Raw genomic sequence first — 20,307 nt, forward strand, 5'->3', positions numbered from 1 at the left:
ACTTGGCAGAAAAAATTTTAACATCTTCAGATGTACATTTATTTTACGGAAAAAAAGAAGCATTGAAAGGTATCAATCTGGATTTCAATAAGAATGAGATTACCGCATTGATCGGACCTTCTGGATGTGGGAAATCAACTTATCTCAGATGTTTGAATCGGATGAACGACTTGATTCCGAATGTAACGATAACAGGAACCATCTCTTTGAATGGCAAGAATATCTATGCACCCAATATTGATACGGTTGAATTGCGAAAACAAGTTGGGATGGTTTTTCAACAACCTAACCCATTTCCTTTTTCGATTTATGATAATGTAGTATATGGATTAAGATTAGCTGGCGTTAAAGATAAGGCGACGCTTGATGAAGCAGTTGAAACGAGTTTGCAAAATGCTGCCGTTTGGGACGACGTGAAGGACAAATTGCATCAAAGTGCATTGTCATTATCTGGTGGCCAACAACAAAGAGTATGTATTGCTAGAGTTTTAGCGGTGAAACCTGATATTATTTTATTAGACGAACCAACTTCTGCTTTGGATCCAATTTCATCGGCCAAGGTTGAAGATACTATGTTGGCTCTGCGTGAGGATTACACCATCATTACAGTCACACATAATATGCAACAAGCATCAAGAATATCTGATCAAACCGCCTTCTTCCTCAATGGGGAGCTAATTGAAGCAGATAAGACGAAAAACATTTTCTTAAATCCAAAAGAAAAACAAACTGAAGATTATATTTCAGGAAAATTCGGTTAGGAGAGAAAAGATGCGTACTACATTTGAAGAACAACTAAATAGTTTACATTTGCGGTTCTCAGAAATGGGTATGATGGCTAGCGAAGCCATTATGAAATCAGTTAAAGCTTACGTTGAACACGACAAAGCTTTGGCTAAAGAGGTCATCAATAACGATCACATTATCAACAAGCGTGAAGTCGATTTGGAAAAAGAATCATTTGAAATGATTGCTTTGCAACAACCAGTGACTTCCGATCTTAGAATGATCGTAACAGTTTTGAAAGCAAGTTCTGATTTGGAAAGAATGGGCGATCACGCGGTCAGTATTGCGCAAGAGACAATTAGATTAAAAGGAGAAACAAGAATCCCCGAAATCGAAAAATTAATTGCCGAAATGGGTGATATGACTACAAGTATCGTTGAAGATTCTTTGGAAGCTTATCTCAAACGAGACAGTAAGATGGCTGAAGAAGTAGCGAGCCGCGATGTTAAAGTGCACTACATCAGTGAAAAGATCAATAAGTCATGTATCGAAGATATGGAAAAAACTTCCGAAAACGTCTTGAGCGGTACATCGTACATGTTGGTCGACAGTTATTTGGAACGTGCCGGCGATTATGCAACCAATATTTGTGAATGGGTTGTTTACTTGAATACCGGACATGTGGTAGAACTGAATCAGAAGCATATTGCAGACGAGAATTATCCTAAGTCATAATTGATAAATCTGTTAATGTGTAGTATATTTTTTTGAACAAGTTGAGGTGAAATTTTATGAAAAATAAAATTACTAGATCTAGTACTGATCGTCTACTTGCAGGTGTTTGCGGAGGATTAGGTGAGTACTTTGGGATTGACTCGACTTGGATCCGCTTGGCGTTTATCTTTTTAACGCCATTGACATACTTTTTGACGATCTTAGTTTATATAATTTGCGTGTTCTCATTTCCTGAGAAACGTAATATTCAAGAGACTGATTTTAGGAAAAAGCGTCATCTTCCTAGAGGATCAAAGAAATATTACTGATTCAAAAGAGAGTTAAATGAGGGTATAAAATGAAGTTATTAATCAAATTGGTTGTACAAACGTTATTGTTTTTAGCGATAGCGCGAGTTTTACCATCTGGTATGTTCTATATTGATAGTCTAGTGACAGCTATTTTAGCTAGTTTCGTTTTGGTGATCTTGAATTGGACCATCAAGCCAATATTGCATATCATTTCACTACCGATTACTTTTATTACCTTTGGTCTGTTCTCCTTCGTAATAAATGCAATTACCTTGGAATTAACTTCAACATTGGTTGGATCAAAGTATTTTGGTTTTAGTAGTTTTGGTGCAGCACTGTTAGTTGCCGTCATTTTGGCAATCTGCAACTCGATCATCGACAACTATACAATGGATAATTTTCAAAGACGCGTTTAAGAACGCGTTTTTTTTGTCTCATTAATGATAAAATTGTTATAAAAATAGAATTAGAGGGTTGGTTATGACAAATTTTGTTACTGTATCACAAATGGTAAAAGATAATGAATTAAAAGTTTATAACGGTGAAGATCTCTTAGGCGACAAGAAAGTTACAACGAGTGATATCTCACGTCCAGGAATCGAATTGACAGGCTATTTTGATTATTACCCAAGTGAACGAATTCAATTATTTGGACAGACTGAATCAGCATATTCACGTTCAATGACTGCTAACAACCGTTACAAGGTCATGTTGGAATTATGTCGAGAAGATACCCCAGCACTGCTTATTTCTCGCAACATTCAGCCTAGTAAAGAATTGCTCAAGGCCGCCAGTGAACACAATGTGCCTGTAATCGGTTCGGAATTGCCAACGACACGTCTCTCAAGTATGATTACTGAGTATTTGGACGAAAAGCTCGCTCCTAGAGAGTCGATCCACGGTGTCTTGGTGGATGTCTATGGTATTGGAATCCTTTTGACTGGTCACTCTGGAATTGGTAAAAGTGAAACAGCTTTGGAACTTGTTAAGCGTGGTCACCGTTTGATTGCGGACGATCGTGTGGATGTCTATCAACGTGATGAAAAGACTATCGTCGGTGAAGCACCTAAGATCTTGAATCACTTGTTGGAAATTCGTGGTATCGGTATTATTGACGTAATGAATCTCTTTGGTGCTGGAGCCGTGCGTTCAAACAGTGAGATCCAATTGATCATTAATTTGGAAAATTGGTCTGCTGATAAGAACTACGATCGAATCGGAACTTTGGAAGATAAAAGAACCTTCTTCGATGTGGATGTTCCTCAAATTACAGTGCCAGTTAAAGTTGGTCGTAATATTTCTATTATCATTGAAGTTGCAGCGATGAATTATCGGGCTAAAAATATGGGTTATGACGCCACAAAGAAGTTTGAAGAAAATCTAGGCGAATTGATCAAGGAAAATGAGACAAAAACTAACGACGATAAAGAGGGCAAGTAATGAGTTTTGATTTATTAGCATTGAATCCAATAGCGTTTAATTTGTTTGGATTAGAGATCCACTGGTACGGTATTATTATTGCAATGGGTGCCTTAGTTGGGGTCGTTATGGCGATGCGTGAGGCCAAAAGAAGACACATGGATCCAGACAATATTTTGGATTTAGTTTTATACGGCGTGCCGATTGCCTTAGTTGGAGCGAGACTTTACTACGTGATCTTTGAATTACCATTCTATCTAGCTAATCCGGGTGAGATCATCAAGATCTGGCATGGTGGGATCGCTATTTATGGTGGGTTGATTGCCGCTTTTGTCGTTTTGCTGGTCTTGTGTCACAAACGTAAGATTTCTCCTTGGTTGATGCTAGATATTGCTGCACCTTCAGTTCTGTTAGGTCAGATCGTCGGTCGCTGGGGCAATTTTATGAACCAAGAGGCTTTTGGAGCTAAAACTAGTTTAGACTTCTTGCAGTCACTACATTTGCCACATTTTATCATCGAACAGATGTACATCAACGGAGCTTATCGGCAACCAACATTCTTATATGAATCAGTTGGTAATTTGATCGGCTTGATTTTAATTTTAGTTTTACGTAATAAGACCCATCTCTTTAAACGAGGCGAAGTATTCTTGACTTATCTGATCTGGTATCCAGCAGTCAGATTCTTTGTTGAAGGGATGCGGACGGATAGTTTGTACATCATGCCTGGTATTAGAGTTTCACAAGTGTTATCGTTGGTCTTATTCGTCGTTGCGATTGGTTTGTTCATTTATCGTCGACGGAATTTAAAAGAACCTTGGTATAATGAATTGTGAGCAATTTAATTGCTAAGTTGAAAATAAATGGTAATATTTGTTGAGTAATAGGAGGTAATCGACGATGAAAACATATGATGTAGTAGTTATTGGAGCGGGACCTGGTGGCTTAACCGCAGCTTTGTATGCTTCAAGAGCTAACTTATCAGTAATGATCCTTGATCGTGGTATCTATGGTGGACAAATGAATAACACCGCCGCAATCGAGAATTATCCCGGATTTGATTCAATCTTGGGACCAGACTTGAGTGAGAAGATGTATAAATCATCAACTCAATTTGGAGCTGACTTTGGCTATGGTGCCGTTGAATCAGTGGAGGATAAGGGAAATGTTAAAATCATCCATACTGATGATGGCGACTACGAAACTAAAGCTTTGATCATTGCGACTGGTTCACAATATAAGAAGATTGGCGTACCTGGTGAGGAAGAATTATCAGGCCGTGGGGTTTCTTACTGTGCTGTCTGTGATGGAGCATTCTTTAAAGGAATGGACGTTGCCGTTATTGGTGGTGGCGATTCTGCCGTTGAAGAAGGTATTTATTTAACACAATTAGCTAAATCGGTAACTATTATTCACCGTCGTGATCAACTACGTGCTCAAAAGATTTTACAAGATCGTGCTTTCAAGAATGACAAGATCAAGTTCGTCTGGAACGCTGATGTTAAAGAGATCATGAGTGAAGATGACAAAGTTGCGGGCGTTAAATATGTAGATAAGAAGACTGGCGAAGAACACGTTGTTCCTTCTAAAGGGGCCTTCATCTATGTTGGTATCAAACCAATGACTGCTTCATTCAAGGGCTTAGGCGTACTTGATGAAGACGGTTGGATCGATACCAACGACCACATGGAAACTAAAGTTCCCGGAATCTTTGCGGTTGGTGATGTTAGAAAGAAAGACTTGCGTCAAATTGCTACAGCTGTTGGTGAGGGTGGTATTGCCGGTCAACAAGCATACAATTACATCCAAGAACTTTCTGATGACAAAGTTGCTGCTAAATAAACATAATTAATAAAATTTAACTTGAGGATTATGAAAGTGGGTAAATTATCCATTTTCATGGTCCTTTTTTCATGTCTTAATTTAATAGTAATTGTTTAAATATTGAAAATTAAATTATCTAAAATTGATTCCACTTCGTACATGTTTAAACATATAATTAAATAAAAAGACAGGAAGTGATTTTTATGCGTGAAGTAGTAGACAAAAACTTGAATAGATTAATGCACGAATCAGGTTTTAACATTGCCAAGAATTTGAAATTACTCAGAAGAGAAAAGAATGTAACTCAAAAAGAAGTTGCTCAAAATCTTAATATCGACGTCACAACTTTATCTCACTATGAAACAGGTATCAGAATGCCTGATATCGATACTTTGATTGCTCTAGCAAGATACTATGATACGGATATCAACCGCATTATTAGTAGCGAATTCCACTAATTTGAAAATTTGAGCGCACAATTTTAAGTATATTTTAAAGATTTATTGTTAAAGTTGTGTAAATCAAATTTTAATAGTACTGAAGGATTGATATAATGACTGTAAGTACTTACAAATTAGGAGGACAACGTTAATGTCTTGGCAAGATAACATGCAACAATGGCTCGACTATAAAGATTTAGATCCAGATATGAAAGAACAACTGGACGAAATGAAACAGGATGATAAAGTAGCCGAAGAAGCATTTTATGAACCTATGGAGTTTGGTACAGCTGGTATGCGTGGGTTGATTGGACCTGGTATCAATCGGATGAATATATATACTGTTCGTCAAGCTACTGAAGGTTTGGCTTCATTTATGGATACTTTGGACGACAAGGTCAAAGAGCAAGGTGTAGCGATAAGTTACGACTCACGTTACTATTCACAAGACTTTGCCTATGAATCAGCTAAAGTTCTAGGTGTTCACGGAATTCACAGTTATGTATTCGACAGTTTGAGACCAACGCCAGAATTATCTTTTGCTGTAAGAAGCCTGCACACGTATGCCGGAATCATGATTACAGCTAGTCATAATCCTAAACAATACAATGGTTTCAAAATCTATGGTCCCGATGGTGGACAAATGCCACCTAAGGAATCAGACAATATTACTAGCTTTGCTAGAAAGGCTAGCGACCTCTTCAGTATTAAAGTCATGTCAGTAATGAAGTTACGCGAACAAAAATTATTGACATTAATCGGTGAAGACGTCGATTTAGATTACATGAAAAATCTAGAGACAGTTATCGTTAATCCTAAGTTGATCCACGATATCGGCGATACGATGAAATTCGTTTATTCGCCATTACATGGTACCGGGAAGATGATTGCTCCAAGAATCTTCCAAAAATTAGGATTCAAGAATTTTGACATGGTAACTGAACAAGCCATCTTAGATCCCGAATTTGCTACAACGCCTTTCCCTAACCCTGAATTTGCCCAAACCTTTGACCTTGCAATTAAGCGTGGTCAAAAGATCGGTGCCAACATCTTGATTGCAACTGATCCTGATGCTGATAGATTAGGGGCTGCGGTTAGACAACCAGATGGCTCGTATAAATTAATGACTGGTAATCAAATTGCTTCAGTTCTTTTGAATTACTTGTTGCAAGCCAAAAAGAACTTGAATACTTTGCCAGCTAACGGTGCAGTCGTTAAGTCGATCGTTTCTTCTGAATTGGCTACGGCGATTGCTAACAAATATGATATTAAGATGTTCGATGTTTTAACAGGATTCAAGTATATTGCTGAAAAGATCGAACAATTTGAAGAAACAGGTAGCAACGAATTCCTCTTCGGATTCGAAGAAAGTTATGGTTATCTTGTAAAGCCATTTGTTCGTGATAAGGATGCTATGCAATCGACCTTGTTGCTTGCTGAAGCCGCTGCTTATTATGAATCAAAGAATAAAACTATTTACGATGCCTTAGAAGATCTTTATTCAGAATTTGGCTATTATCGTGAAAAGACTGTCTCAAAGACTTTTGCCGGAATCTCAGGTAAGGATAAGATGGCTAAGATCATGAAGACACTACGTACAGAAGGAATCGAACAGATCAATGGCGTTAAAGTCGTTGAAACAATCGATTATTTAAACGATACTGATGTTACTGCGGACGGTACTAAAGAAACTGGCTTGCCAAAAGCTAACGTTTTGAAGTACGTCTTAGCTGATGACACTTGGGTCGCTGCTAGACCTTCTGGTACAGAACCAAAGATGAAATTCTACATTGGTGTTAAGAGCGATACCGAAGCTGGTGCCGCTCAAAAATTAGCCGATTTCAGTAAAGAAGTCGAAGGCTGGGAATAAAAATTTAAAGACTAAAGGATAGAAACAAAAGTTCAAATTTGTTTCTATCCTTTTTTTGTACGTTACAAGCCTTTCACAACTGCGATATAATATTTTCATGTAGTTTGTGAAAAGGGGAGAACATATTGTCTACAAATCAACATTTAGTTATTATTTCGCTTGATTCTTTAGGATTTAGAGATATCAACGAGCATCGATCCGAATTGCCAACTTTAAATAAATTGGTCAATGGTGGAACTTGGGTCAAAGAAGTTAAGGGAATTTATCCGACTTTGACCTATCCATCGCATACCACGATTATTACGGGACAATATCCCAATGTTCACGGAATTGTGAATAATACCAAAATTCAAACGCAACGCCGGTCGCCAGATTGGTTCTGGTATCAAAAAGATGTTAAAGTACCGACATTATATGATTTAGCACGTAAACAAAACTTGAAGACGGCAGCTTTTTTGTGGCCAGTCACAGCCGGAAGCAAAATCAACTATAATTTGGCGGAGATTTTTCCTAACAGGATTTGGACTAATCAAGTTTTAGTATCCTTGAAAGCTAGTTCACCACTGTTTATTTTGGAAATGAACCAAAAGTACGGCAAATTACGCAATGGAATTCATCAACCACAGTTGGACGAATTTATTACCACTTGCGCAGTCGATACGATCAAGAATAAGAAGCCTAATTTAACGTTGTTGCACTTAGTAGATATGGACAGTATGCGTCACCGTTATGGCGTACGTTCCGATGAGGCCATGGAGGCTTTGCATCGACTTGATAACCATGTGGCAAAAGTAATTGCGGCTACTAAAGCAGCAGGTACTTTTGAAGATACTAATTTTGTGATCTTAGGCGATCATTATCAGATCAACGTCGATAAGATGATCCATCTGAATACTTTGTTTGCCAAACGTGGTTGGGTAACGCCTAGACCGGACCAGACATTCAAAAATGATTGGCGCGTGATGGCTAAGACTTGTGACGGCTGCACGTACATTTATACGAGAAACTTTGATCAATTGGAACGTTTGCGAGATTTGTTGAGTGGAGTCGAAGGAATCGAACGCATCTATTCGCAACAAGAAGCTATCGCCCGTGGTGCAGACCCCGAATGTACGCTGATGGTAGAAGCTAAGGCGGGGTATTATTTCACTGACGAAAGCGAACGTGCGCAAGTTGTTGAAAAGGTCATGCCGGAGATGATGGGGGATGCTGATCGCTATCAAGGCGTCCACGGTTACGCCCCTGATAAGCCAGGCTACAAAACTACGCTAATTTTCAATGGCCCAATGGTCAAAGAGAATCAAACTATCGATCAAGCTAATTTAGTTGATGAGGCACCAACTTTCGCTAAATTATTAGGCTTAAAGTTCCCTGAACCATTGGCTGGAACTGTGCTCGAGGATGTATTTCGCGATTAGAATAGAGGGAATTTATGAGATTTAATAAAAAACAATGGAGTTGGATCTTTTACGATTGGGCCAACTCAGGCTATGGCATCATTGTTACCACAGCCGTTTTGCCAGTCTACTTCAAATCAGTAGCGCAAAACTCTGGGGTCACACAAGCTAATGCCACGGCTTTTTGGGGTTATGCCAATAGTTTTGGGACTTTAATAGTTTCAATTTTGGCGCCAGTATTGGGTGCTTTAGCGGATTATCCGCACCATAAGAAACGCTTGTTAAGTTTCTTTTCTTTTTTAGGTATCATTATGACGTTTGGATTAGCCATCGTGCCGTCAAATCAATGGCAACTGTTACTGGGCGTTTATATACTATCGATCATCGGCTATTCGGCGGGAAATTTATTTTATGACAGTTTTCTGACCGATGTGGCTGACAATGCGCAAATGGATGCTTTGTCGTCTAACGGCTATGCGTACGGATATTTAGGTGGCGTCATCGCTTTTATTTTGTTCTTAGTCTTACAGTTGACTAGTGGCTTTGGATTGTTGTCGAGCTATGGCGTGGCTCGTTGGAGTTTCTTGTTGGCAGCAATTTGGTGGATCATCTTCTTTATTCCACTTTTGAAAAATGTTAAACAAGTTTATTCGTTGCCAGAAAATCCTCACCCAGTCACGTCCAGTTTCAAGCGAGTTTGGGAAACTATTACGCACTTGCGCCAATATAAAGTGGCCGCTTGGTTTTTAGTAGCGTACTTCTTTTACATCGATGGGGTCGATACGATCTTTACGATGGCGACTTCGATCGGTATGGACATGGGAATTACTACTACGACTTTGATGCTAGTTTTATTAGTTGTTCAATTAGTAGCTTTTCCATTTTCCATTTTGTACGGTTGGATTGCCAATCAAATTTCAACTCGCAAGGGTATTTTATTAGCCATCGTACTTTACTTTGGTATTTGTCTTTATGCTTTGAAACTACACACCACAACGGATTTCTGGATCTTAGCCGTATTGGTTGGAACTAGCCAAGGTGGAATTCAAGCCTTGAGTCGGTCTTACTTTGGTAAATTGATCCCTAAAAAATCTGGTAGTGAATTCTTCGGATTTTATAATATTTTAGGTAAATTTTCCGCTGTAATGGGTCCAGTCTTAGTAGGAATAGTGACACAAATGACTGGTAAATCAACGATTGGGGCCGCATCATTGAGTATTTTGTTCTTGATTGGTTTGGTGATTTTCTTAATGTTGCCACGCTTAACAACTGATAAGTAAATAGATGGCGAAAATATGTTCGCTATGTTATTATTGAAACAGCGAAATCAGACTAACAAAGATTACATCTAATTCATGCAAGAGTTAGGTGTATTTTTTAGCTCATGAGGGGGTAAATGAGTCCGTGATAGATAGAGTAAATGATAATAAATTTGATCTAGTTTCAAAATATTCTCCTGCTGGAGATCAAGCCCAAGCCATCGATAAAATAACTAAAGATTTTCAAGCTGGCGACAAGGAAGTCGTGCTCGAAGGGGCAACTGGTACTGGTAAAACATTCACCATGGCTAATGTCATCAAGAATCTCAACAAACCAACGTTGATTATTTCTCACAATAAGACTTTAGCTGGTCAACTTTACGGTGAATTCAAAGAATTTTTCCCTAATAATGCCGTGGAGTATTTTGTCAGTTATTATGATTATTACCAACCAGAAGCCTATGTGCCTTCTAGTGATACTTATATCGAAAAAGATTCCAGTATCAATGATGAAATCGATAAATTGCGTCACTCGGCAACCAGCTCACTTTTGGAGCGTAATGATGTGATCGTCGTAGCTTCAGTGTCATGTATCTTCGGTTTAGGTGATCCAAGAGAATACGCTGACAGTATAATTTCTTTGCGGGTCGGCCAAACGATTGCTCGTGACAAATTATTGGAAGAATTAGTCGACAATCAATTCGAAAGAAACGACATCGATTTCCAACGTGGTCGTTTTAGAGTTCGTGGGGATGTTGTGGATATTTTCCCAGCTTCACGTGACGACAATGCTATCCGAGTTGAATTTTTCGGTGATGAGATCGATCGAATTATCGAAATGGATGCTTTGACTGGTGAGGTTAAGGGTGCGATGGACCACATTGGCATTTTCCCAGCCACTCACTTTATGATCAGCGATTCCAAGATGGAACAAGCTTTGGACCGCATCAAAAATGAAATGGATGTGCAAATCGATAAATTTACTAAAGAAGGTAAGTTGCTAGAAGCACAACGAATCAAGCAACGGACCGAATACGATATTGAAATGATGCGTGAAATGGGCTACACCTCAGGTATCGAGAACTATTCACGTCACATGGAAGGAAGAGCTGAAGGGGAACCACCATTTACCTTGCTTGATTTCTTCCCCAAAGATTTCAACATTATGATCGATGAATCTCACGTAACAATGCCACAGATTCGAGGTATGTATAATGGAGATCGTGCTAGAAAGCAGCAATTGGTCGATTATGGTTTTCGTTTACCTAGTGCATTGGACAACCGTCCTTTGAAGTTGGATGAGTTTGAAAAACACGTCAATCGGATCCTTTATGTTTCAGCTACGCCGGGTCCTTACGAAATGAACCGCACGGATCACTTGGCCGAACAGATCATCCGTCCTACTGGTTTATTGGATCCAAAGATCGAAGTCCGTCCAATTATGGGACAGATCGACGACTTAGTAGCTGAGATCAACGACCGAGTTGAAAAGCACGAGCGTGTCTTCGTAACGACTTTGACTAAGAAGATGGCCGAAGATCTGACCGATTATTTCAAAGATTTAGGTATTAAGGTACGTTATTTGCACAGTGATATTAAAACTTTGGAAAGAACGAAGATCATTCGTGACTTACGTTTGGGCAAATTCGACGTCTTGATCGGTATCAATTTGCTACGTGAAGGTATCGATGTGCCAGAAGTTTCACTGATTGCAATTTTGGATGCTGACAAGGAAGGCTTTTTGCGTTCAGAACGTTCACTCGTACAGATCATTGGACGTGCATCTCGGAATGAACATGGTAAAGTTATCATGTATGCCGACGAGATTACTGATTCAATGCGGGGCGCAATAGATGCGACTGCACGTCGACGTAAGCTACAAGAAAAATTCAATGAGGAACACGGCGTGACACCAAAGACGATCGTTAAACCGATTCGAGATGCCATTTCTATGTTCCAGAAGGTCGACAACACCTCATCTGAGACTGAAAAGATCGACGACGATATCGACTTTAAGGATATGAGCAAGAAAGAACGTGAAGAGTTACTTGCCAATCTGAATGAACAGATGGAATCAGCTGCTAAGAAGTTAGACTTCGAAGCTGCAGCCAATCTGCGTGATACGATTTTGGAATTAAAGGCGGAAATGAAATAAATATGTTAAATGATAAGATTGTTATTCATGGTGCGCGGGCACATAATTTAAAAAATATTGATGTAACGATACCACGTGACAAATTAGTCGTCATGACTGGTCTGTCAGGCTCTGGTAAGAGTTCATTAGCTTTTGATACGCTGTATGCTGAAGGCCAAAGACGTTACGTTGAAAGTCTATCTTCGTACGCTCGACAATTTTTAGGGCAGATGGATAAGCCAGATGTCGATTCGATCGATGGATTGAGTCCAGCCATCTCGATCGACCAAAAGACGACTTCCAAGAACCCACGTTCAACTGTCGGAACCGTTACGGAGATCAATGACTATTTGCGTCTGTTATGGGCACGTGTTGGGACTTCAATTTGTCCTAATGACGGAACCAAGATCACTAGCCAATCAGCGCAACAAATGGTTGATGCTATTTTGGCCTTGGAAGATGGTACAAAATTACAAATTTTGTCACCTGTCATCAGAGCTAAACGTGGCCAACACAAAAAAGCCTTGAATCAAATCAAGAAACAAGGTTACGTCAGAATCAGAGTTGATGGCGAAACTCGTGATATCAGTGAAGATATTGAATTGGATAAGAATAAAAAACATGATATCGATGTTGTCGTTGACCGTATCGTGATCAACGACCATATCAAGTCACGTTTGTTCGATTCAGTTGAAGCGGCTTTGCGCTTGTCGGATGGCTATATGAACGTTGACGTCATTGGATCTGACATGATGGTTTTCTCTGAAAAGAATGCTTGTCCGCTCTGTGGCTTCACTGTTGGCGAACTAGAACCTCGTTTGTTCTCATTCAATGCACCCTTTGGTGCCTGTGAGAACTGTGATGGTTTGGGCGTCAAGCTAGAAGTCGATATGGATCTGGTTATTCCTGATCCAAGTAAAACTTTGGCCCAAGGAGCTATCCAACCTTGGAACCCTATCAGTTCACAGTATTATCCGGAGATGTTGGCGCAAGCTTGTAAAGAATTTGGCATCGACATGAATACACCATTTGAGAAATTGCCAGCTAAGGATCAAGAGATTATTCTGAACGGTTCTGATGGCAAGAATTTCCACTTCCACTATGAGAATGATTTTGGTGGCGTGCGTGATGTTGATGTGCCATTTGAAGGTGTCATTCCTAACATCAATCGCCGCTACAAGGAAACTAACAGTGACTTTACTCGGGAAGTCATGCGTAAATATATGACTGAATTGAAATGTCCAGTTTGTCACGGTAAACGCTTGAATCGTCAAGCCTTGGCTGTGAAAATCAGTGGCCATGATATCGCTGAAGTATCTGACATGTCGATCAAAGATGAACTTCCATTCTTCAAGCAAGTTACTTTTGGCGAACAAGATACGGTGATTGCTAAACCGATTTTGAAAGAGGTCAAGGATCGCTTGAGTTTCTTGATCAATGTTGGTTTGGAATACTTGTCACTATCTAGATCAGCGGGAACGCTCTCTGGTGGCGAAGCACAACGAATTCGTTTGGCTACGCAGATCGGTTCTAATTTGTCGGGGGTGATGTACATTCTTGATGAGCCATCGATCGGTTTGCATCAGCGTGATAATGATCGCTTGATCAGTTCCTTGAAGAAGATGCGTGACCTAGGCAATACGTTGATCGTAGTTGAGCACGATGAAGATACTATGCGTGCGGCTGACTATTTGATCGATGTTGGTCCGGGTGCTGGTGAAGCAGGTGGTCAGATCGTGGCTGCAGGGACGCCTGAAGAAGTTGAAAAGAATCCCAAGTCATTGACGGGTCAATATTTATCCGGTAAGAAATTTGTACCAGTGCCACTCAAACGCCGTCCAGGCAATGGAGAATTCGTTGAAGTTTACGGCGCAGCTGAAAATAATCTCAAAAAGTTGAACGTGAAGTTTCCTTTAGGCGAATTCATTGTTGTAACTGGGGTTTCTGGTTCTGGTAAATCAACTTTGGTCAATATGATCTTGAAGCGAGCTTTAGCTCAGAAGATGAATCACAATTCAGAAAAGCCTGGTAAATACAAGAAAATTACTGGCTACGAGAACCTTGAAAAAATGATTGCCATTGATCAAAGTCCAATCGGACGGACGCCCAGAAGTAATCCAGCTACATATACTGGAGTTTTTGATGACGTACGGGATTTATTTGCGCAGACGAATGAGGCTAAATTGCGTGGCTACAAGAAGGGCAGATTCTCCTTCAACGTTAAAGGCGGTCGCTGTGAAAATTGTCGTGGTGACGGGATCATCAAAATTGAGATGAATTTCTTGCCCGACGTTTACGTTCCGTGTGAAGTTTGTCATGGTACGCGTTACAATTCCGAGACTTTGGAAGTAACTTATAAGGGTAAGAACATTGCCCAAGTGCTTGATATGAAAGTTAAAGAGGCCCTTGAATTCTTTAGCAACATTCCTAAGATCAAACGGAAGTTACAAACGATCGTTGACGTTGGTCTAGGGTACGTTTCGTTGGGTCAATCCGCTACACAATTATCTGGTGGTGAAGCGCAACGGATGAAGCTAGCCTCAGAACTTTATAAGAAGTCTAACGGCAAGAACTTCTACATCCTAGATGAACCTACAACTGGTTTGCATACGGATGATATCAAACGGCTTTTGGAAGTATTGCAACGCTTAGTCGATGAGGGCAATACGGTCCTTGTTATCGAACACAATTTGGATGTGGTCAAATCAGCTGATTGGTTGATCGACCTTGGTCCAGAAGGTGGCGAAGGTGGCGGTACGATCGTTGGTACTGGTACCCCTGAAGACATCAGTAAAATCAAGAAGAGTTACACTGGTCAATATTTGAAACCAGTTTTAGAACGTGATACTAAACGTACGAAAGATGCTGAAAAATAAGATCTATTTAATTTTTGAACATTAATTCAAAAAGACTTTTGATTCAAATTTTTAGTTCTTTTTCAACTTTGGTTACACACAATTATTTAGATATTCTAATAGGCCATCCAAAACTGGATGACCTTTTTAGTATTGTTTTAAATAAAATGTTGAATCATTAGAATCTACCGGGATTTCATGGAAGACGGCAGTGAATAATCAATTTTTGAATCAAAGACCTTTTTTAGAAAAAAAGCAGCTGCCCAATTAGGACAGCTGCTTTAAATAATTATTCTTCATTAATGGATTGTAGATAAACTAACTGATCGGTAGAAATTTGTTCATATAAGGCACCCCCGAGTTCTGGAGTAAATTCTTTAGAACTGACTTTAGTTTGAATATAAGTATTTTCTTGTTGAAAGGCTTCAATCAATAATTCGTTTTGATTTTGTTCAAATTCTTCGTGACTAGCAAAGTTAGCTGTTAGGCGGCGGTGTCTTTCGTCATAAGCTTTGCGGGCAATATTTATTTCTCGGTGGCTGGAAGAATCATTCACCAAACTTTGATTGAGATAGCTAACGATTTTTTCGTAAGGCTTTTTTTCAACCACAGCCATTTGTTGCCATAATTTACGGTTGCGTTCGATCATTTCAGCTCGATTGACGTGTTGATGATGTTTCATATTGTGGAATAATTTGCGACGCTTGCGAGCTTTGGAAGACAGGGATAAACGGTCGACGAGATTGAACTTTAAGAAGAGATTTAATCTTTGAAAATTACTCTGCTGATATTGCAAGATAGTTCGCTTAGCGACCCGCATGTAAAGGTCAGCGTTGAGACTGGAGATCTCCTTGTTGCGTAGCATATCTTCAATAGTCTGTTGTTCAAGTTCAAAACAGTTGTCAAAAACAATCGTTAGTTTTGACTTATCGATGTGACCTTCAACGGTTCTTTGACCGTCCAAAATATTAACGACTTGACTGATACTAATAGAGTCACCGTGACGGGTTTGCAGTGAGACGATGGCGTTGTCGACCATTTTAGTTTTAGCATCGGCCAATTCGGCTTCACTGTATTTGGAAACTTGTTGTGGCAACAATAATGGCAAGATCAAAGTTGGCACTAATAAACTGGTCAAAATAACTACGGTCGCTATAAAGATAATGTCATTTCGGTATGGGAACGGCTGACCATTTAAAGTTAGTGGCAATGAGAAGGCCATTGCTAAGGTGATTGTTCTATGAACGCCACTGTAAGCCATAACGATACTGTTGGCATGTTTTTCATGTTTATCCCAAGCTCGAATTCTAGCAAAGTCCCAATTAGTCCAGAAGTAGCGCATGACCGTCATAATAATGTAGAGCAAGATACCGACGCCGACGAGAATATAGACGGAACTGGCGTCATGCTTGCGCAAGTTGATAATAACGCTTGGCAATGATAGTCCCAAAAGGACAAAGACGATACCATTTAGAATACTGGAAAAAATTGACCAAGTACTGGTCATAACGATCTGTAACCGTGAACTGGTCAAACGTAACCGGTTTTGTTGAATACCGTGGATCAAACCAGTGACAACGACAGCCAAGATACCGGAGACGCCGACAGCTTCAGCGATTAAGTAGACGGCAAAAGGTGTCAATAAGGTAAAAGGTACGATAACTGAAGGGGCATCAACGTGCATATTGATCAAACGCAAACGGATCGCCACGATAAAGGCTCCTAAAATGGCACCCAAAATGATTCCACCAAAGAAGACATAAAAGAAGTTGCCGATACCGTTCAACAGTGAAAATTTTCCGGTAATTGCAGCAGCAATAGCCAAGTTTAAAGCTACAATACCGGAAGCATCGTTGAATAAGGATTCGTTTTCCAGCGTACCCATGACGTTAGTGGGTACTAACATATTGTTGGTTATCGAACTGACGGCAACTGCGTCCGTTGGCGTAATGATGGCTCCTAACGCAAAGGCCAAGGCTAACGGCATGCTAGGGATGATCAGATGCGTTACGAAACCAACAATTAAGATTGAAATGATAGCCAGTTCCACGGCCAGTGAAAAGGTCGTTCCGAACTGATGGGTCAAACGAGATAGGCTGGTATTTTGACCATCATTGAACATCAGAACGGAAATAATGACCAGTAGAAAAATTTCTGGTTCTAGTTCGAAATGTTTGTAGATCGGAAAGAATGAAAAGATTAGCCCGACAGCGATTTGAATGAACGCTACGGGAATTTTTTTGAACTCCCATGAGATGACATTGGCAGCTACGACTGCCGCAATCAATAAGAGCACTAAGAATACGGTGTCCATAAAAGGTCCCCCCCTTGATTAGTTTAATTTTATCGCAAAAACACTCTAAAAAATATGTCTAGCAATCATTCACGTAAAGTGACACGCCCGGGTCGTTGTGTTATGCTTATATCCGAATGTGAGGTGCAATATGGCAGAAGATATGCTTAGTTTAGTTATCGTTACCGGAATGAGTGGTGCAGGTAAAACTGTTGCCATGCAGTCGTTTGAAGATTTAGGATATTTCTGTATTGATAACATGCCACCAAACTTGCTTCCAAAATTTTGGGAGTTGGTTCATGAATCTGGCAAAATCAACAAGGTAGCTTTAGTTGTAGATATTAGATCGCGGTCATTTTACGATGAGATTTTCTCAATGCTCTCTAAAATGGACGAAGATGAACAAGAGAAACACCAAAAAGTTGACATGAAGATTCTCTTCTTGAATGCTTCCGATGCTGAGTTGGTTTCCCGCTACAAGGAAACTCGTCGCAGCCATCCGCTAGCTATGGAAGGCCGTCTGTTGGACGGAATTCATAAAGAACGAGAACTTCTCAATGAAATCAAAGGTCGAGCATCAGTTGAGATCGATACGACTGATTTGACGCCACGCCAACTCCGTGAAGAAATTTTTGCTAATTTCCAAGAGAGCTCGGAAGTACCAACCTTTCACATTGAAGTGATGTCATTTGGCTTTAAGTATGGTTTGCCAATTGATGCTGATATTGTTATGGATGTCAGATTTTTAAGAAATCCTTTCTATGTTAAAGAATTAAAGACAAAGACTGGGGTCGATAAGCCTGTTTACGATTATGTAATGGACGATACCGAAACTCAAGACTTTTATAAAAAACTGTACGATTTATTGAAGAGTATTATTCCTGGATATGAAAAAGAAGGTAAGACAAGTTTAACAATTGCTATCGGCTGTACTGGTGGTCAACACCGTTCAGTGGCAATTGCCCAGCGTTTAGGGACTGACTTGAAAAAGTTGGACTATTACGTAGACATTACTCATCGTGACATGGAAAAATCTCAAAAGAAGGTAATCGAACATGGCAACAAATAGAATAGTTCGGGTCGTCAAAGGACGTCGCCCAAGAGTTGTTGTTATAGGTGGGGGTACTGGTTTACCAGTTGTATTAAATAGTTTAAGAAACATGGATGCCAATATTACGGCTATTGTAACGGTTGCCGATGATGGGGGATCATCAGGTATCATTCGTGATTATATCAACGTTGTCCCTCCTGGGGATATCAGAAACGTTTTGGCTTCACTATCTGACTTGCCACAAGTTGATTTGGATGTGTTTCAATATCGATTCAAAACTAACGATGATTTCTTCTCCGGTCATGCGATCGGTAATTTGATCATTGCGGCTTTGACGGAAATGTCACCTAATATTTTTGATGCCGTTCAAGTGCTTTCTAAGATGATGCACGTTGATGGCCACGTTTATCCAGCTAGCAATACTAAGTTGACTTTGCACGCTGAATTTACTGATGGGACCAAATTAGCTGGGGAACACGAAATTACCCACTCAGGTAAACATGTCAAACGAGTTTGGGTCACTAATTCGGATGAACCTGAAAAGGAACCTAAGTCAGTGATTTCCGTTATTGCTTCAATTATGCAGGCTGACGTAGTTGTTTTGGGCCCTGGTAGTTTATTCACCAGTATCTTGCCTAATTTAATGGTCAGCGATATCGGTGAAGCTCTTAGACAGACTTCAGCTGAAGTGGTTTATATTTGTAATATTATGACTCAGATCGGTGAAACAGAAGGCTTTACGGATGCGGATCACGTTCGAGTTCTGAACCGTCACTTAGGTGGCAACTATATTGATACAGTCCTAGTCAACACGCGTAAAATTCCGGATGGCTATGTCGATAAGAAGAAATACGACGAATATGTCAATCAAGTTAAAACCGACTTTAAAGGTTTAAGAGAAATGGGCTGCAAAGTTATCCAAGATGACTTCTTATCATTGCACGATAACGGAGCTTACCATGATGGTAAAAAGGTTGCAAATGAGATTTTGAATCTGTCTTTGCAATCGGGAAATAGAAAAAATGAGGTGAGACGTTAGTGGTTTCTTATGCAAGTGAGGTTAAACAAGAACTCACAAAATTAGTCGTTCATCCAGAGCACGCTCGAGTTGAATTGTCAGCTTTGATGCGGATGAATGGCTCATTAAGTTTACAAAATCATCACTTTGTCTTAACCGCACAGACTGAGAACGCTGCAATTGCCAGAAGAATTTTTTCTTTGATAAAGCAAAAGTATGGTATGGAATCAGAATTACTCGTGCGTAAGAAGATGAAATTGAAGAAGAATAATCAATATCTAGTTCGTTTAAAACGTCATACGAATGAAGTTTTAACTGATTTGGATATTTTGGATGAATCAGGTCTATCGATCAACACTGATGTACCTGAAGAAGTTCTCAATGAAGATCAACGGATGCGCTCGTATTTAAGAGGAGCTTTTTTAGCAACTGGTAGTGTCAATAACCCTGAGACTTCCAGATACCATTTGGAGATCTACTCATTATACGAAGATCATAATGAAGGTATTGCCCAAATGATGAATTATTTTCATTTAAACGCCAGAACAACCAAGCGTCGCAATGGTTATATCGTCTATTTGAAAGAAGCAGAAAAAATTGCTGATTTCTTGCAGTTGATCGGTGCAACTAATTCAATGTTGCAGTTTGAAGATATCCGGATCGTCCGCGATATGCGAAACTCAGTTAACCGTTTGGTCAACTGTGAAAATGCTAATATCAACAAGACAGTAGCTGCCGCAGAACGCCAGATCGAAAATATCAAGCATCTGCAAGCGACTGTAGGTTTGGATTCGTTGCCAGATAAATTACAAGAGATCGCTGTTTTACGATTAGAGAACCCTGAAGTTTCATTGAAGGAACTAGGAGATATGGTCCCTAGTGGTCCAATTTCTAAATCAGGTATCAATCACCGTTTAAGAAAATTGAATGAACTGGCTGAAACAGCGAAAGTCTAGAAAACGGAACAAACCAATCAAAAAAGCTTGAGAAAATTAA

General features: G+C 39.8%; 17 protein-coding genes. 16 read left to right on the plus strand and 1 reads right to left on the minus strand.

The features are described 5' to 3' along the window. The first annotated feature begins 2 nt into the window (after positions 1-2). The 13 genes from pstB (at position 3) to uvrA (ending at position 14,970) form a co-directional block, all read left to right on the plus strand. Positions 3-761, plus strand: a complete 759-nt coding sequence (gene pstB, locus FD29_RS08625; RefSeq protein ID WP_057888536.1) for a phosphate ABC transporter ATP-binding protein PstB — start codon at positions 3-5, stop codon at positions 759-761. 10 nt (positions 762-771) lie between these two features. Continuing rightward, a complete protein-coding gene (gene phoU, locus FD29_RS08630; protein WP_057888537.1) occupies positions 772-1,461 on the plus strand; it encodes a phosphate signaling complex protein PhoU in 690 nt (229 codons plus the stop codon). 56 nt (positions 1,462-1,517) lie between these two features. After that, positions 1,518-1,769 carry a PspC domain-containing protein gene (locus FD29_RS08635; RefSeq protein WP_057888538.1) on the plus strand — a complete coding sequence of 84 codons (252 nt, stop codon included), beginning with the start codon at positions 1,518-1,520 and terminating at the stop codon, positions 1,767-1,769. A 29-nt stretch (positions 1,770-1,798) separates the two neighbouring features. Beyond that, positions 1,799-2,167, plus strand: coding sequence for a phage holin family protein (locus tag FD29_RS08640; RefSeq protein ID WP_057888539.1), 369 nt, complete (start codon positions 1,799-1,801; stop codon positions 2,165-2,167). A 64-nt stretch (positions 2,168-2,231) separates the two neighbouring features. Next, complete coding sequence (hprK, locus tag FD29_RS08645) at positions 2,232-3,191, plus strand: HPr(Ser) kinase/phosphatase (protein ID WP_057888540.1); 960 nt, start codon at positions 2,232-2,234, stop codon at positions 3,189-3,191. Continuing rightward, positions 3,191-4,006: a prolipoprotein diacylglyceryl transferase gene (lgt, locus tag FD29_RS08650; protein ID WP_057888541.1), complete on the plus strand. Its 816-nt coding sequence runs from the start codon at positions 3,191-3,193 to the stop codon at positions 4,004-4,006. Before hprK ends, lgt begins: the two co-directional genes overlap by 1 nt. Before the next feature lie 64 nt (positions 4,007-4,070). After that, complete coding sequence (gene trxB / locus FD29_RS08655) at positions 4,071-5,012, plus strand: thioredoxin-disulfide reductase (protein ID WP_057888542.1); 942 nt, start codon at positions 4,071-4,073, stop codon at positions 5,010-5,012. A gap of 185 nt (positions 5,013-5,197) precedes the next feature. Then, positions 5,198-5,452 carry a helix-turn-helix domain-containing protein gene (locus tag FD29_RS08660; RefSeq protein ID WP_057888543.1) on the plus strand — a complete coding sequence of 85 codons (255 nt, stop codon included), beginning with the start codon at positions 5,198-5,200 and terminating at the stop codon, positions 5,450-5,452. A gap of 133 nt (positions 5,453-5,585) precedes the next feature. After that, positions 5,586-7,304, plus strand: coding sequence for a phospho-sugar mutase (locus FD29_RS08665; RefSeq protein WP_057888544.1), 1,719 nt, complete (start codon positions 5,586-5,588; stop codon positions 7,302-7,304). Positions 7,305-7,429: 125 nt separating this feature from the next. Beyond that, positions 7,430-8,722, plus strand: a complete 1,293-nt coding sequence (locus FD29_RS08670; RefSeq protein ID WP_057888545.1) for an alkaline phosphatase family protein — start codon at positions 7,430-7,432, stop codon at positions 8,720-8,722. A 14-nt stretch (positions 8,723-8,736) separates the two neighbouring features. Further along, positions 8,737-9,981 (plus strand): MFS transporter, encoded by a 1,245-nt coding sequence (locus tag FD29_RS08675; RefSeq protein ID WP_057888546.1) that lies wholly within the window; start codon positions 8,737-8,739, stop codon positions 9,979-9,981. Between the two features lie 124 nt (positions 9,982-10,105). Continuing rightward, a complete protein-coding gene (uvrB, locus tag FD29_RS08680) occupies positions 10,106-12,115 on the plus strand; it encodes an excinuclease ABC subunit UvrB (RefSeq protein WP_057888547.1) in 2,010 nt (669 codons plus the stop codon). Between the two features lie 2 nt (positions 12,116-12,117). Next, complete coding sequence (gene uvrA / locus FD29_RS08685; protein ID WP_057888548.1) at positions 12,118-14,970, plus strand: excinuclease ABC subunit UvrA; 2,853 nt, start codon at positions 12,118-12,120, stop codon at positions 14,968-14,970. 268 nt (positions 14,971-15,238) lie between these two features. Here uvrA and FD29_RS08690 read toward each other — a convergent pair whose 3' ends face one another. Further along, on the minus strand, positions 15,239-17,263 hold the full coding sequence (locus FD29_RS08690; protein ID WP_057888549.1) for a cation:proton antiporter: 2,025 nt from the start codon (positions 17,261-17,263) through the stop codon (positions 15,239-15,241). A 130-nt stretch (positions 17,264-17,393) separates the two neighbouring features. Between FD29_RS08690 and rapZ the strand changes: the two genes are divergently transcribed. From rapZ to whiA, 3 genes are read left to right on the plus strand one after another with little or no spacing between them, the layout of a single operon-like run. After that, the gene (gene rapZ / locus FD29_RS08695) at positions 17,394-18,311 is read left to right on the plus strand and encodes an RNase adapter RapZ (RefSeq protein ID WP_057888550.1); all 918 of its coding nucleotides are present in this window, start codon (positions 17,394-17,396) and stop codon (positions 18,309-18,311) included. After that, positions 18,298-19,332, plus strand: coding sequence for a gluconeogenesis factor YvcK family protein (locus FD29_RS08700; protein WP_057888551.1), 1,035 nt, complete (start codon positions 18,298-18,300; stop codon positions 19,330-19,332). The genes rapZ and FD29_RS08700 overlap by 14 nt, the downstream gene beginning before the upstream one ends. Further along, on the plus strand, positions 19,332-20,267 hold the full coding sequence (gene whiA / locus FD29_RS08705; RefSeq protein ID WP_057888552.1) for a DNA-binding protein WhiA: 936 nt from the start codon (positions 19,332-19,334) through the stop codon (positions 20,265-20,267). Before FD29_RS08700 ends, whiA begins: the two co-directional genes overlap by 1 nt. Positions 20,268-20,307 lie beyond the last annotated feature (40 nt).

The sequence above is a fragment of the Companilactobacillus mindensis DSM 14500 genome (assembly GCF_001434275.1).
In the GTDB taxonomy this organism is placed as follows: Bacteria; Bacillota; Bacilli; order Lactobacillales; family Lactobacillaceae; genus Companilactobacillus; species Companilactobacillus mindensis.

What these genes read in the sequence shown, in the direction of transcription:
- phoU (WP_057888537.1), top strand. Translation starts at nt 772, where the DNA reads ATGCGTACTACATTTGAAGAACAACTAAATAGTTTACATTTGCGGTTC.
- FD29_RS08635 (WP_057888538.1), top strand. Translation starts at nt 1,518, where the DNA reads ATGAAAAATAAAATTACTAGATCTAGTACTGATCGTCTACTTGCAGGT.
- FD29_RS08640 (WP_057888539.1), top strand. Translation starts at nt 1,799, where the DNA reads ATGAAGTTATTAATCAAATTGGTTGTACAAACGTTATTGTTTTTAGCG.
- hprK (WP_057888540.1), top strand. Translation starts at nt 2,232, where the DNA reads ATGACAAATTTTGTTACTGTATCACAAATGGTAAAAGATAATGAATTA.
- lgt (WP_057888541.1), top strand. Translation starts at nt 3,191, where the DNA reads ATGAGTTTTGATTTATTAGCATTGAATCCAATAGCGTTTAATTTGTTT.
- trxB (WP_057888542.1), top strand. Translation starts at nt 4,071, where the DNA reads ATGAAAACATATGATGTAGTAGTTATTGGAGCGGGACCTGGTGGCTTA.
- FD29_RS08660 (WP_057888543.1), top strand. Translation starts at nt 5,198, where the DNA reads ATGCGTGAAGTAGTAGACAAAAACTTGAATAGATTAATGCACGAATCA.
- FD29_RS08665 (WP_057888544.1), top strand. Translation starts at nt 5,586, where the DNA reads ATGTCTTGGCAAGATAACATGCAACAATGGCTCGACTATAAAGATTTA.
- FD29_RS08675 (WP_057888546.1), top strand. Translation starts at nt 8,737, where the DNA reads ATGAGATTTAATAAAAAACAATGGAGTTGGATCTTTTACGATTGGGCC.
- uvrA (WP_057888548.1), top strand. Translation starts at nt 12,118, where the DNA reads ATGTTAAATGATAAGATTGTTATTCATGGTGCGCGGGCACATAATTTA.
- FD29_RS08690 (WP_057888549.1), bottom strand. Translation starts at nt 17,263, where the DNA reads ATGGACACCGTATTCTTAGTGCTCTTATTGATTGCGGCAGTCGTAGCT.
- rapZ (WP_057888550.1), top strand. Translation starts at nt 17,394, where the DNA reads ATGGCAGAAGATATGCTTAGTTTAGTTATCGTTACCGGAATGAGTGGT.
- FD29_RS08700 (WP_057888551.1), top strand. Translation starts at nt 18,298, where the DNA reads ATGGCAACAAATAGAATAGTTCGGGTCGTCAAAGGACGTCGCCCAAGA.